The sequence below is a fragment of the Paraplanobispora takensis genome (genome assembly GCF_016863195.1).
Classification (GTDB): domain Bacteria; phylum Actinomycetota; class Actinomycetes; order Streptosporangiales; family Streptosporangiaceae; genus Planobispora; species Planobispora takensis.
Genome location: NZ_BOOK01000020.1, coordinates 16138 through 29564 on the forward strand (window position 1 = coordinate 16138; position 13427 = coordinate 29564).

At 72.4% G+C, this 13427-nt stretch carries 11 protein-coding genes; 6 read left to right on the plus strand and 5 right to left on the minus strand.

Going from position 1 to position 13427, the window contains the following annotated elements; genetic code table 11:
- Positions 1–41: 41 nt before the first annotated feature.
- From Pta02_RS14500 to Pta02_RS14520, 5 genes are all read right to left on the minus strand, one after another.
- Entirely contained in the window at positions 42–1364 is a 1323-nt protein-coding gene (locus Pta02_RS14500; protein WP_203875329.1) for a DUF58 domain-containing protein, read from the minus strand.
- Positions 1364–2338: an AAA family ATPase gene (locus Pta02_RS14505; protein ID WP_203875468.1), complete on the minus strand. Its 975-nt coding sequence runs from the start codon at positions 2336–2338 to the stop codon at positions 1364–1366. The genes Pta02_RS14500 and Pta02_RS14505 overlap by 1 nt, the downstream gene beginning before the upstream one ends.
- Before the next feature lie 94 nt (positions 2339–2432).
- Positions 2433–3698 carry a DUF4350 domain-containing protein gene (locus Pta02_RS14510; protein ID WP_239130538.1) on the minus strand — a complete coding sequence of 422 codons (1266 nt, stop codon included), beginning with the start codon at positions 3696–3698 and terminating at the stop codon, positions 2433–2435.
- Positions 3695–4321 carry a DUF4129 domain-containing protein gene (locus Pta02_RS14515; RefSeq protein WP_239130546.1) on the minus strand — a complete coding sequence of 209 codons (627 nt, stop codon included), beginning with the start codon at positions 4319–4321 and terminating at the stop codon, positions 3695–3697. The genes Pta02_RS14510 and Pta02_RS14515 overlap by 4 nt, the downstream gene beginning before the upstream one ends.
- On the minus strand, positions 4318–5760 hold the full coding sequence (locus Pta02_RS14520) for a DUF7847 domain-containing protein (protein ID WP_203875330.1): 1443 nt from the start codon (positions 5758–5760) through the stop codon (positions 4318–4320). Before Pta02_RS14520 ends, Pta02_RS14515 begins: the two co-directional genes overlap by 4 nt.
- 354 nt (positions 5761–6114) lie before the next feature.
- Between Pta02_RS14520 and mtrA the strand changes: the two genes are divergently transcribed.
- From mtrA to Pta02_RS14550, 6 genes are all read left to right on the plus strand, one after another.
- The gene (gene mtrA, locus Pta02_RS14525; protein WP_012888151.1) at positions 6115–6792 is read left to right on the plus strand and encodes an MtrAB system response regulator MtrA; all 678 of its coding nucleotides are present in this window, start codon (positions 6115–6117) and stop codon (positions 6790–6792) included.
- Positions 6793–6825: 33 nt separating this feature from the next.
- Positions 6826–8586 (plus strand): MtrAB system histidine kinase MtrB, encoded by a 1761-nt coding sequence (gene mtrB, locus Pta02_RS14530; RefSeq protein ID WP_203875331.1) that lies wholly within the window; start codon positions 6826–6828, stop codon positions 8584–8586.
- Entirely contained in the window at positions 8583–10394 is a 1812-nt protein-coding gene (locus Pta02_RS14535) for an LpqB family beta-propeller domain-containing protein (RefSeq protein ID WP_203875332.1), read from the plus strand. Before mtrB ends, Pta02_RS14535 begins: the two co-directional genes overlap by 4 nt.
- Before the next feature lie 103 nt (positions 10395–10497).
- Positions 10498–11205 (plus strand): ComF family protein, encoded by a 708-nt coding sequence (locus Pta02_RS14540; protein ID WP_203875333.1) that lies wholly within the window; start codon positions 10498–10500, stop codon positions 11203–11205.
- A gap of 518 nt (positions 11206–11723) precedes the next feature.
- A complete protein-coding gene (gene hpf, locus Pta02_RS14545) occupies positions 11724–12383 on the plus strand; it encodes a ribosome hibernation-promoting factor, HPF/YfiA family (RefSeq protein ID WP_203875334.1) in 660 nt (219 codons plus the stop codon).
- Positions 12384–12478: 95 nt separating this feature from the next.
- A complete protein-coding gene (locus tag Pta02_RS14550; RefSeq protein WP_203875335.1) occupies positions 12479–13183 on the plus strand; it encodes a response regulator in 705 nt (234 codons plus the stop codon).
- The last annotated feature ends 244 nt before the right edge of the window (positions 13184–13427 follow it).

The window sequence follows — 13427 nt, forward strand, 5'->3', positions numbered from 1 at the left end:
CTCCGCATCCGCCCGGCGGCGCGGTACGGCCCGAGGTCCCGTCAGAGCCGGCCGGCGGCCTTCAGGGCCAGGTAGGCGTCGGCGAGCGCCGGGGCGATCTGGTCGGGCAGGGCGTCGACGACCTCCACGCCGTGCCGGCGCAGCCTCGCCGTCATCCGGCGGCGCGCGCCGCGCAGATGCTCGGCGGCGGCCGCGTCGTAGACCTGCTCGGCGGTGTCCCTGCCCTCCGCCATGGCGGCGACCCGCGGGTCGGACACCGCGGCGAGCAGGACCAGGTGGCGGGAGGCGAGCTGGGGGAGCACCGGCAGCAGGCCCTCCTCCAGGGCCGCCGGGTTCAGGTCGGTGAGCAGCACCACCAGGCAGCGGTGCGCGGCCCTGGCCATGACGGCGGCGACCATGCCCTCGGAGTCGGCCTCGACCAGCTCCGCCTCGATCGGCGCCATGGCGTTCACCAGGACCGACAGCAGCTCGGTGCGGGAGGCGCCGGACACCCAGGCGCGGACGGTCCGGTCGTGGGCCAGGAAGTCGACCCGGTCCCCGGCGCGGGCCGCCAGCGCGGCCAGCAGCAGCGCGGCGTCCATCGACCAGTCGAGCCGGGGCCAGCCGGAGGGGTCGCCCGAGGCCGGGTCCACGCCGACGCGGCCGGCCGAGGTGCGGCTGGTGTCGAGCACGATCAGCACGCGCCTGTCCCGCTCCGGGCGCCAGGTCCGCACCACCACGTCGTTGCGCCTGGCCGTGGCCCGCCAGTCGATGGAGCGCACGTCGTCGCCGGCCACGTACTCCCGCAGGGAGTCGAACTCGGTCCCCTGCCCGCGGATCAGCACCGGGTGGCGGCCTTCGAGCTCACGCAGCCGGGAGAGCTTGGCGGGCAGGTGGCTGCGGCTGAGGAAGGGCGGCAGCACCCGGATCGTCCACGGCACGGCGTGCGAGCCCTGCCGGGCCGCCAGGCCCAGCGGGCCGAGGGAGCGGACGGTGACCACGGCGGACTCGCGCTCGCCCCGCCGGGACGGGGTCAGCGTGGTGACCACCCGGCGGCGCTCTCCGGCGGGGACGTCCAGGGACTGCTGCCGGGGAAGCGCGCGGGCGCTGGGCGACCAGGCGTCCCTGATGAGCCCGCGCACCCGCCGCGGCCCCGGGTTGGTGACGGTCAGCGTCACCTCGACGGCGTCGCCGAGCCGTACCCTGCGCTCTCCCGAGCGCTCCAGGCGCAGCGGGCGGACGCCCCCGGCCAGCAGCAGGTCCGCCACGACCAGCGCCGTCAGCAGCGCGAGCACCCCGAGCACCGCGACTGCCGGCTGCGGGGCGAACAGCACCACGATCGCGCCGAGGGCGGCCAGCAGCCCCGTGCGCCCGGTGAGCGCCATCAGCGGGGTACGGGGACGGCGGTGAGGATGCCGTCGAGGATGCCGTCGGGGGTGGCGCCCTCCAGCTCGGCCTCGGGGCGCAGCTGGATCCGGTGCCGGAGCGCGGGCAGGGCCAGGGCCTTGATGTCGTCGGGGGTGACGTAACCGCGGCCGGAGAGCCAGGCCCAGGCGCGGGCGGCGCCCAGCAGGGCGGTGGCCCCTCGCGGCGACACGCCCATGCGCAGCGACGGCGACTGGCGGGTGGCCCGCGCGATGTCCACGGCGTAGCCGAGGACCTCGGGGCCCACGTGCACCCGGGCGACGGCCGCGCGCCCCACGGCCAGGTCCTCGGCGGAGGTCACGGCCTTGATGTGGGACAGGTCCCTGGGGTCGAAGCCGAGCGCGTGCCGCTCCAGCACCGCGATCTCCTGCTCGCGCGAGGGGAGCGGGACGGTGAGCTTCAGCAGGAACCGGTCGAGCTGGGCCTCGGGGAGCTGGTAGGTGCCCTCGTACTCGATCGGGTTCTGCGTGGCGGCCACGATGAACGGGTCGGGCAGCTTGCGGGCGGTCCCCTCGACGCTGACCTGCCGCTCCTCCATGGCCTCCAGCAGGGCGGCCTGGGTCTTGGGCGGCGTGCGGTTGATCTCGTCGGCGAGCAGCAGGTTGGTGAAGACCGGACCCTCGTGGAACTCGAACTCCGAGGTCTTCGCGTCGTAGACCAGTGATCCGGTCACGTCGCCCGGCATGAGATCCGGGGTGAACTGCACGCGCTTGAAGTCCATGGACAGCGCCGCGGCCATCGTCCGGACCAGGAGGGTCTTGGCGACGCCGGGAACGCCTTCGAGCAGCACGTGGCCCCGGCACAGCAGGGCGATGACCAGGCCGGTGACCACGGCGTCCTGGCCGACGACGGCCTTGCCGACCTCGGTGCGCAGCGACCCGAGCGAGGCGCGGGCCGCGTCGTCGCCGGGGGACGCCGCACCGGAGTAGGCGATGGTCTGCTGGGAACCCGGATCGGACGGGATCACGCGGCGCCCTCCCCGGCGGTGCCGCGCCCGGCGATGCCGGGCCCGAGGGTGCTGTGCTCGCTCACGAGTCGCGTACCTGCCTTTCCAGGATGTCGAGGTGCCGGGCCAGGGCCACGAGCCCCGCGTCGTCGTCGGGCGCCGCGCCGTACAGCAGGGCCCCCGCCTGGTGAGAATCTAGCGGGGTTCGCATGGCGACGGCCGCCACCACCCCCGCCGGAGTGGCGTCGCCCGTCAGTCCGAGGCGCGGGATGATCCGGTCGAGGGTCGCGGCCCGCAGGGCCGCCGCCGCCCGGTCGCGGGCCCTGCGCGAGCGGTAGAGACGTCCCCGCCCCTCCACGGTCTCGGCGGCGCGCACGACGACCGGCAGCCGCTCGGCGACCACCGGGCCGAGCCTGCGGGCGCGCCAGACCGCGACCAGCGCGACGGCGATGAACAGCTGCAGGAACGCCCAGTTGACCCCGGGCGGGATCAGGTCGGTCAGAGTGGCCTCGCCCTCCCTCCGGGCCCCGCTCGTCTGCGGCAGGCCGGGCACCAGCCAGACCACCGCCGGCCGGGCGCCGGCCAGGTTCATGGCCAGGGCGGCGTTGCCGTCCCCGGCCAGGCGCTCGTTGGTCATGAAATCGCCGGAGCCCACGACGGTGATCTGCCGGCCGGCGGCGTGGAAGGCGATCACGCTGCCGCCGTAGCAGCTGCGCGAGCCCGCGGGGCCGTTGTAGGAGACGCCGCCCGTCATGGCGGTGCCCGCCCGCAGGGCCGCGGGCAGGTCGCAGCCCGGCTCGCGGGACTCCACGTCCGTCAGCGCGCCCGCGGAGACGCCGGGTGCCAGGGCCTGCAGCGCCTGGGTCACCGGCTCGATCAGCAGCCGGTCGCCGGGCACCTCGGCGAGCTCCGCCATCAGCGTGCTGTCGGCGAGGAACTCGGTCCGGCCCACCAGCAGCAGCGAGTCCGGGGTGGCCAGCTCCCGGGCCTTCTCGACGGTCCCGGCCGGGCGGACCTCGACGCCCTGGTCGCGCAGGAGCTGGGCCAGGGCGTGCGCCCCGACCGGGGTGGTCGCCTCGGAGTCGAGGCGGCCGCCGGGGCGCGGCGAGGCGATCAGCACGGTCACCGCGGCGAGCACCACCATGATCGCCAGTACGCCGAACACCCCGCGGGTGCGCCGCCACGAGTCCCGTACGCGCGGGGACACGGGCGTGCCGGCCGGCGGGGGCCCGGCGTCCGCCGCAGAAGCACCGGGAGGGGCGCCGGGAGCGCCGGAGGCGGGCGGGGAGGCGAGAGTGCCGGCGGCCGGGCCCGGTGCGGGCTGCGGTGCCGGCGGGTCGAGGCTCACGCGGGGGCTCCCGACAGCACCGGCCTGGCCCGGCGGAGGCGGTCGTCCAGCTCGGCCATGCTCCGGTATCCCTCGGGAGTGCCGGGCAGGTCGCCGTAGGTGACGTCGTCGAAGAGCCTGGCGGCGGCGGCCAGCTCGTCGGCGAGGTCGGGGAGCATCCGGCCGGCGTCGGCGGCGAGTTCGTCCGCGGTGCGGCCCGGTACGCGGTCGAGCAGGGCCCGGTCCTCCAGGTCGCGCGCGATGGCGCGCAGCCGCTCCCTGATCGCCTCGGCCCACCGGCCCTGCGCCGCGCAGGCCTCGGCGGCCGCGCGGTGCTCGGCCGCGGTGCGGGCCCGGGCGCCGAACAGCTCGCCGGCGGTCCCCGCCCGTGACCGGGTGGCGCGGCGCGCCATGGACAGGACGGGGATCGCGACGGCGACGATGAGGAGCGCGAGCATGACGATCGAGAACCACCCGCCGGGCAGCCCCGAGGCGGCGTCGATCAGGTCGGCGATCCACTCCTGCACGCCCCGCAGGAGCCGGTCCCACCAGGACTCCTTCGGATAGATCGACTTGGCCAGCTCGTTGATCGCCGCCTCCCGGGCGGCGTCCCTCGCGATGTCGACCGGGACGTCGATGATCACCGGTTCCAGGCTCCGGGGTCCTGGGGCGGGTAGCCGTAACCCTGGTGGGGCGGGTTCCCGTAGCCGTAGGGACCGCCGGCCGAGTGCGACGGGTGCCACAGGTCCTCGGGCGCCGTGCCGTGCACGCCGCGCTGGCGGTCCGTGGCGGCCGTCTGGAGCACCAGGTCGAACGCCTCGGCGCGCATCCTCCGGTCGGCGTACAGCAGCGCGCTGACGGCGGCGGAGAACGGGTTGGTGATCGTCCCGGCGATGACGGCGCCCAGCGCGCTCAGGAAGAGGGAGATCGTGAGGCCGGTCTGCAGCCCCTCGACGCCGCCCGCTCCGGCGCCGATCTGGCCGGCGAAGGAGAACGGCACGCTCACGGCGCCGCCGATCAGCCCCGCGATGATCGCGGTGAGAAGGAGGATGCCGAACACCCGCCAGAAGTCGCCCTTGACCAGCCGGAACGACCGGCTGATGGCGGAGAACACCCCGGCGCGCTCCAGCACGATCGCGGGACCGGCCAGGCTCAGCTTGGTGTAGAGGAAGACCCCGCCGACGATGCCGCCGATGATGAGGACGAAGCCCACCACGCCGACCAGCGCCCCCGGCGCGTTCGCCGCGGCCAGCACCACGACCAGGACGACTGCCGCGATCATGAAGCCGAAGATCATGAGCACCTGGAGCAGCGCCAGCCCGAACAGCGGCAGCACCCGGCCGCGCGTCAGCCGCCAGGCCTCCCCGATCGTGATGGACTCGCCGAACACGGCGCGGCCCAGCACGCTGGTCAGCATGCCGCTGAGCACCACGATCGCGATCATCTGCAGGATGACGGAGAGCAGGGTGCCGAGCAGGAAACCGCCGGCGATGCCCAGGATGTCCGAGGGATCGGTCGGCGTCTCCGAGACGGCGGCGTCGACGAACGCGCTGGCCGTCGGAATCTGGATGGCCAGCGTGGCGACCTCGGCGAGGATGGTCACCAGGGCGGACAGGCCGAGGGTGGCCTTCGGATTGCTCCGGATGAACTGCACCGCGCCGTTGTAGATGTCGCTCAGGTTCAGCGGACGCAGGGGGATGATGCCGGGCTTGAGGGCGGGCGGTCCCCCGTAGGGCGCGCCCGCCTGGCCGTAGGGCGGAGCGGGCTGGCCGTAGGGGCCGGTCCCGCCGTACGGCTGTCCTCCGTACGGCTGCCCTCCGTAGGGCTGCCCGCCGTGCGGCTGCTCCCCGTAGGGCTGTCCTTTGTACGGCTGCCCCCCGTAGGGCTGCCCGCCGTGGGGCTGCTGGGGCGGCGGCTGAGCGTAGGGATTGCCGGGGTCCTGCCCGGGGGGCGGACCCGGGGGAGGCGTCTGACCGGCGCCGGGTGCGGCCCACGGTGCCGCACCCTCGCCGCCGTACGGCGGCGGCTGGTTGGACGCCCAGCCGGGTGGTGTGTCGGGGTGGGAACCGTGTCCGTCTGACATATCCCAATCCTGGCATGGAGACGCACGCATCGGGCTGTTCGGGGTGATTGTTCAAGGGATTACGGCGTGCTTTCCGGACGCGGCCCGGCCCGGCGCGGGGGCGGGGATGGCCGAAAGGCCGTTCCTTACCGCAGACTGTGACAGTGGCCACATTCGCGTCCGGAGCTCGTCCGCCGCGGCCGATAGCGGCCACTCCGGGGGCGCCGCCGCGCGTTTCGCGCTGCGTAAGCCTAAAATTCGGCACCCGGGCGCCGATCACCAGGCTGTGTCATCCGGTGGTCGGGCACGGGTAACCTTCGGTAATCGTACGGTTTACCTAAAAATTCTCCACCTGCGTAAGACGAATGAGGGGCCATGAAAGGACGCGTGCTGGTCGTCGACGACGACGCCGCTCTCGCCGAGATGCTCGGCATCGTGCTGCGCGGGGAGGGGTTCGAACCTTCCTTCGTCTCCGACGGTGACAAGGCACTCGACGCGTTCCGCGACACCCGCCCGGATCTGGTCCTGCTCGACCTGATGCTGCCCGGCGCCGACGGCATCGACGTGTGCCGCAGGATCCGCGCCGAGTCCGGGGTGCCGATCGTCATGCTGACGGCCAAGAGCGACACCATCGACGTGGTGCTCGGCCTGGAGTCCGGGGCCGACGACTACATCGTCAAGCCGTTCAAGCCCAAGGAGCTCGTGGCGCGGGTGCGCGCGAGGCTGCGCCGCACCGACGAGCCGACGCCCGAGATCCTGCAGATCGGCGACATCACCATCGACGTCGCCGGGCACTCGGTCAAGCGTGACGAGGAGACCATCAACCTCACTCCGCTGGAGTTCGACCTGCTGGTCGCGCTGGCGCGCAAGCCTCGCCAGGTCTTCACCCGGGAGGTCCTGCTGGAGCAGGTCTGGGGCTACCGCCACGCGGCCGACACCCGCCTGGTGAACGTCCACGTCCAGCGCCTCCGTGCCAAGATCGAGAAGGATCCGGAGCACCCGGAGATCGTGGTGACGGTCCGCGGCGTGGGATACAAGGCCGGGCCGGCCTAGCCCGCCCGCTCTCCGCTCCCCCCGGATCCCGACATGGCCACTCCGAAGAAGCGCCGCCGTACCCCGCGCCAGCTGGTGCGGGGCGTGCGGCGGCGTGCGCGGCGCGCGGCCGGCCGGCTGCGCCGGGTCTTCTGGCGATCCCTCCAGCTCCGCGTGGTCACCAGCACGATGGTCATCTCCGTCGCGGTGGTCGCGGTGCTCGGCGTCTTCCTGGACCAGCAGATCACCACGTCCGTGCTGGACGCCCGCGAGCGGGCCGCGACGAGCGAGGCGCAGGCCGACCGCAACGCGGTGCTCGGCTTCCTGAACCAGCCGGACGGCGAGCCCGCCAAGCGCTCCGGGTCCGGCGAGACGGTCCAGGGCGACGACAGCCCGCTCGGCCAGGCGACGACGGCCCTGGCGAACCGGGCCGGTTCGGCCAGCCGCTACTCGGTGATCATCTGCAACCGGAAGCTGCCGGGCGCGTGCTTCGGCACCACGAACGTCGACGAGCGCAGCATCACCGAGCGGATGCGCACCGCCGTGACCAAGGGGGAGCCGGGCAGGAACAGCCCCTGGTACGGCGAGCTGTACTACAAGGACAGGACCGAGCCGGTCCGCGGGCTGGTGATCGGCACGCGCCTGGACACCACGGGCGCCCCGCAGATCGACACCGGCTACGAGATCTACCACCTGGTCCCCCTCGACAAGGAGGAGGAGACCCTCAACGCGGTGCGGCAGATGCTCGTCGTCGTCGGCGTCGGCCTGGTGCTCCTGCTGGCCGCGATCGCCTTCCTGGTCACCCGCCAGGTGGTCACGCCGGTACGGCTGACGCGGCAGGCGGCCGAGCGGCTGGCCGCGGGGCGCCTGGACGAGCGGCTCAAGGTGCGCGGCGAGGACGACCTCGCCCGCCTGGCCGTCTCCTTCAACGAGATGGCCGCCAACCTGGCGCTGAAGATCCACCAGCTGGAGGAGCTCTCCCAGGTCCAGCGGCAGTTCGTCTCCGACGTCTCGCACGAGCTGCGCACCCCGCTGACCACCGTCCGGATGGCCGCCGACCTGCTCTACGACGCCCGCGAGGACTTCGACCCGATGGCCGCGCGCTCGGCGGAGCTGATGCAGAACCAGCTGGAGCGCTTCGAGTCGATGCTCGCCGACCTGCTGGAGATCAGCCGCTACGACGCGGGCGCCGCGACGCTCGACGTCGACTCCGTCGACGTCAGGGACGTGGTGCTGCGGGCGGTCGCCGACTCCGAGGCGCTGGCCGAGCGCCACTCCACCCGCTTCGACCTGCGGCTGCCGGGCGAGCCCTGCATGGCCGAGATGGACAGCCGCCGCGTCGAGCGCATCCTGCGCAACCTGCTGTTCAACGCCATCGAGCACGGCGAGGGCAAGGACATCGTCGTCTCGGTCGGAGCCGACCGCGACGCGGTGGCGGTGGCCGTACGCGACCACGGGGTGGGCCTGAAGCCGGGCGAGGAGAACATGGTCTTCGACCGGTTCTGGCGCGCCGACCCGTCGCGGGCGCGGACCATCGGGGGCACCGGCCTGGGACTGGCCATCTCCCGCGAGGACGCGATTCTGCACGGGGGCTGGCTGCAGGCGTGGGGGGCGCCGGGTGAGGGCTCGCAGTTCAGGCTCTCGCTGCCCCGGGTGGCGGGGACGGCCCTGCGGGGCTCGCCGCTGCCGCTGGTGCCGCCGGAGGTGGAGATGCGCCGGACGTGGCGGGGGCAGATGACGCCGGTGCTGTCGCCGGCGGCGGCGGACGGGGGACATGACGCCGGTGCCGTGACCGGCGGCGGGCGGGGGACATGATGCGTGCGAGAACGGGACGGTGGCCGGGGGTCGCAGGACTGCTGGCGGCCATGGTCATGGCGACGGCGGCCTGTTCCGTCATCCCCACCGGTCCCGGCGACGTCGCCGTCGACGACGCGGGCAGCGGCGACCCGCTCGACCCGCCGTACGCGCGGGTGATCGCCATGCCGCCGAACCCCGACTGGACGCCCAAGGAGGTCGTCGCCGGCTTCCAGGCCGCCATGGCGAGCACGGGCGACTCCGGCCACGCCGTCGCGCGCCAGTACCTCACCGCCTCCTTCCTCAAGAAGTGGGACCCGTCGGGCGAGGTCATGGTCTACAGGCAGAGCGCGCTGGACGGCGGGGAGAACGAGGAGGACACCAAGGAGACGCGGGTCACCCTCAAGGGCACCGTCACCGGCACCATCGGGCAGGACGGCCTGTACCGCCCCGGGGACGACGAGCTGAACGAGCCCTTCACCCTGGTCAAGGAGAGCGCCGGCTGGCGGATCGCCGGCGGGCACGAGGGGCTGATGCTGTCGGAGGCCGACGTCAGGCGCGCCTACCGGCTGGTGGACCTGTACTTCCTGGACTCCAAGCGCACGGGCCTGGTGATCGACCAGGTCCAGCTCCCGGTCAACCCCCTCTCGACCCGCGCGAAGGCGACGGTCGAGCGGCTGCTGGAGGGGCCGAGCAGCTCGCTGTCGGGCGCGGCCCAGACCGCCTTCCCGCAGGACGTCGACCTCATCGACGTCACCACCGAGAACAGCCGCGTCGTCGTCAACCTGGACAAGGGCGTGAGCGGCTCCGACAACATCGCCGCCATGTCCGCCCAGCTCGCGGGGACGCTCTCCGAGCTCGCCGGGGGATCGAGCGTCGAGGTGCGCGTCAACGGCGAGCCGTACTACGGCGACTCCGCCCTGGTGGTCGACGCCCAGGCGCAGCTCAAGTTCGACCCGTGGATGACCCCCCGGGGGATGCAGCTGTTCTACATGCAGGGCGGCGCCCTGCGGCAGCTCGACAAGGACAACGTCGGACAGCCGGTGGCGGGCGCCGCGGGCGACCCGGCCAAGGCCGAGGGCCGGATCGGCGCGCTCGCCCGCCCGGCCGTCAGCGGGCACACGCTGCGGCAGGCGGCGGTGCTCTCCGACGACCGCCGGAGCATCTCCGTCGCGCCGCTGACCCCGGACGGCCAGTGGCGGGAATGGGTCACCGGCAACGACCTCATCACCCCGAACTGGGACCGGTACGGCTCGCTGTGGACGGTGGACCGGCCGGGACCGCAGTCCTCGATCGTGCTGCGGCACTACTACGACGAGGAGAAGCAGCAGGTCAGGCCGTACCGCGTGGCCGCCTCCGACCTGGACACGGTCGAGGTCACCGCGCTCAAGGTCGCCAGGGACGGCGTGCACGTGGCGGTGGTGGTCAGGAACGCGATGGGCGAGGACGAAGTCAAGATCGGCACCGTCATCGGCGAGGGGGCCGCCAGCCGCATCGCCAACCTGCGGACGGTGGTGAACGCCGGCGACAAGCAGACGATCAAGGACATCGCCTGGAAGGACGGCAAGAGCCTCTACGTGCTCACCGGCAAGTCCGAGCTGCTGGAGGCCTCGCTGACCGCCGGGCCCAAGCCCCTGGTGTCCTATCCCCGCATGGAGAGCGTCACCGCCCTGGACGACGTCCTGCTGGCGGGGGTCAAGGACGACGACGGCAACCGGCAGGTCGTCTACCGCAACGTGCCCGGCTGGGAGCCGTGGGTCAAGGACGAGAACGGCTCCACCGGCTTCGTCCCCGACGGCCCGTCGTCCCCGGTCTTCCCCCTGGGCTGAGCCCTCCCTCCAGCCCGCCTCCGGGAGCGTACGGCTCTCGCCGGGACCCGCTGCGGGCCGTACATCCAGCGGATTTGTCGGTGGGACCTGGCACTTTGGACGCGTGACGACCGCTCTGCTCGACCTGGTCCTGCCGCCCCGCTGCGCCGGATGCGACGCACCCGGGGCGCTCGTCTGCCCTCCCTGCGCGGCCGAGCTCCGCGCCGACCCCGCCTGCCGGATGCCGAGCCCCTGCCCGGAGGGCCTGCCCGAATGCTGGTCGGCCTCCGACTACGCCGGAGCCACGCGCCGGGCCGTCATCTCCTACAAGGAGCACGGCCGTACGGCCCTGGCCCGGCCGCTGGCCGGGGCGCTCGCGCTGACGGCCGGCATCGCGGTGGGCGGCCATCCCGTGATCCTCGTCCCGGTGCCCAGCACCCGCCCGGCTCTGCGGCGGCGCGGGCACGACCCGGTGGCCCGGCTGGCGGAGCTGGCCGCCGGGTACCTCCGCGCGGCGGGGTGGCCGGCGACAGTCTCCAGGGCGCTGGCCCACCGGCGCCGGGCGGCCGACCAGGCGGGGCTGAGCTCGCTCCAGCGGGCTGCGAACCTGTCGTCGGCATTTCGGGTTGTCAGCGGGAGGAACGGCTCTCTGACGGCCTCCTGGGACGCCTCGCAGGTCGTCGTCGTCCTCGTCGACGACGTCATCACCACCGGCGCCACTCTGGCCGAGGCCGCCCGGGCTCTGCGCGCGGCGGGAGCGCAGGCGCCGCTCGCCGTGACGGTCGCCGCGACACGCCGAAGAGATCGAATGCAACTCGGTGACGGAGGGTAAAGGGCGCTTAAGTTATCGGTCTCACTTCACCGCCTCATCCAGGCGTCCCAATTGACGGCCTGAAGTGGCTCTGGGGACGCGAGAAGCCTTCACATAAGGGGCAGCGCATCGCCAAAGCGGTCATCTCCGACACTGCACATCTCCGGAGAAAATCACACAAAGTGATCCTTCGGTCGATCGGCAGGCTGACATTCCGCCGCGATGCGGATAGCGTCAGACCATGGCACCCGCTCGGGTCCGTGGTTGCACCGGACCGACTCCCCTGAGGGGATCGGTCTGGCTAGCCGATGCCAGCCGCAGGCGAAACGGTCCACGTAAGACGACTCTTTGTCGATCGATCACGGTGCGGCTTAGAGGTAAGTCCTGCCTTCCCGGGGAGCCAGATGTTCCTCGCCAGAAGAGAAGGGCATTAGTGGCACAGAGCTGCGAGACCCTCAGCAGGCGGATGTGGGGACGAAGACCAGGTCGGCCGAGCGGGTGTCGCTGTTCCACCGTCGAGAGCCGAAGGGGGGCTGTGCATGGACATCATCGTCAAGGGTCGGCACACCGGAGTGAGTGACCGATTCCGCGACCATGTGACGACCAAGCTGGCCAGGATTGAGCGTCTGGACCACAAGCTCATCCGTGTTGACGTGGAGGTGTCCAAGGAGCGCAACCCGCGCATTCCCGACCAGCGGGAGCGGGTGGAACTCACGATTCACTCACGTGGCCCCGCGGTACGGGCCGAGGCCTCGGCCGACGACCGCTTCGCCGCACTCGACATAGCACTCGGCAAGCTCGAAGGAAGGCTCCGGCGCATCGCCGACCGGCGCAAGGTCCACCACGGCAACCACTGCCCCCCGTCGGTCGCCGAACTGACCGCTTCCGCGCTGGCCCAGTCTCTCGAGGCGGAGCCCTTGCGGGTCCGCGTGGAGCCGGCCGAACCGGAGATGGACGTCGACTTCGACCTTCCCGAGGACAAGACCATCGTCCCCATCGAGATGGACGGTGACGGGCCCCTCGTGGTCCGGGAGAAGTTCCACAAAGCCGAACCGATGACCATCGACCAGGCGCTCCTGGAGATGGAGCTGGTCGGCCACGACTTCTATCTCTTCCGAGACAAGGAGAGCGGACAGCCCAGTGTCGTCTACCTGCGGCGAGGATACAACTACGGCGTGTTGCGGCTCATCGAGCCCTGACCGCCCTGGCCGAAGACCCTCTCCGACCAACCCGAGGACCCGGAAAGCCGTGTAATCATGGCGGTCCAACGGCTCTGGCCCCCCGAGGAGGAGGCGTGACGGAACCCGACGAGGCGACCCGCACCACCGGGCGCGGCGAACCGATCCGCGTGCTGATCGTCGACGATCATGCGCTGATCCGCCGCAGCCTGGAGATGGCGCTGGCCGCGGAGGCGGATATCGAGGTGGTCGGCGAGGCCAGTGACGGTCAGGAGGCCGTCGAGCTCGCCGACCGCCTGACACCGGACGTCGTGCTCATGGACGTCCGCATGCCCCGGCGCAGCGGAATCGAGGCCACACGAGAGATCAAGGCCTCGGCACCGAGTGTCCGGATCATCATGCTGACGGTGAGCGACGAGGAGGAGGACCTCTTCGATGCGATCAAGGCAGGCGCCACCGGCTACCTGCTGAAGAACGTCCAGCTCGACGAGGTCCCCGAGGTCGTGCGAGGCGTCCACGAAGGGCAGTCGCTGATCAATCCGGCGATGGCCGCAAAACTGATCAACGAGTTCGCGAACATGAGCCGTAAGGAGGCCGAGCGCCCTCCGCAGTTACCCGTCCCCCGGTTGACCGACCGGGAGATGGAGGTGCTCCGCCTGGTGGCCAAGGGAATGAACAACCGCGAGATCGCCAAGCAGCTGTTCATCTCCGAGAACACCGTCAAGAACCACGTGCGCAACATCCTGGACAAGCTCCAGCTCCACTCCCGGATGGAAGCCGTGGTCTACGCGGTCCGCGAGCGCATGCTCGAGATCACCTGACCCGCGGTGGCCGGTCCCCGGCCACCGCATCCCCATCCCGAGCCACGCACCCCCCAAAGACGATGAAGCCGGTACGGCGAGGTCGGCGCCGGATGCGGCGCGGATTCAAGCCAGGGCCCGGTGCCGGTACGGCGAGACGCCGTGACCGACGCCCCTGTACGGCGGCAGCGTCTCCCCACACGCTCGACCCCGGGTGCCCCGCCCATCGGCGCCGGTACGGCGAGACGGGGTACGGAGGTGATCG

Coding starts and splice junctions, on each gene's coding strand:
- Pta02_RS14500 (WP_203875329.1), bottom strand. CDS start 1,364: ATGGCGCTCACCGGGCGCACGGGGCTGCTGGCCGCCCTCGGCGCGATC.
- Pta02_RS14520 (WP_203875330.1), bottom strand. CDS start 5,760: ATGTCAGACGGACACGGTTCCCACCCCGACACACCACCCGGCTGGGCG.
- mtrA (WP_012888151.1), top strand. CDS start 6,115: ATGAAAGGACGCGTGCTGGTCGTCGACGACGACGCCGCTCTCGCCGAG.
- mtrB (WP_203875331.1), top strand. CDS start 6,826: ATGGCCACTCCGAAGAAGCGCCGCCGTACCCCGCGCCAGCTGGTGCGG.
- Pta02_RS14535 (WP_203875332.1), top strand. CDS start 8,583: ATGATGCGTGCGAGAACGGGACGGTGGCCGGGGGTCGCAGGACTGCTG.
- hpf (WP_203875334.1), top strand. CDS start 11,724: ATGGACATCATCGTCAAGGGTCGGCACACCGGAGTGAGTGACCGATTC.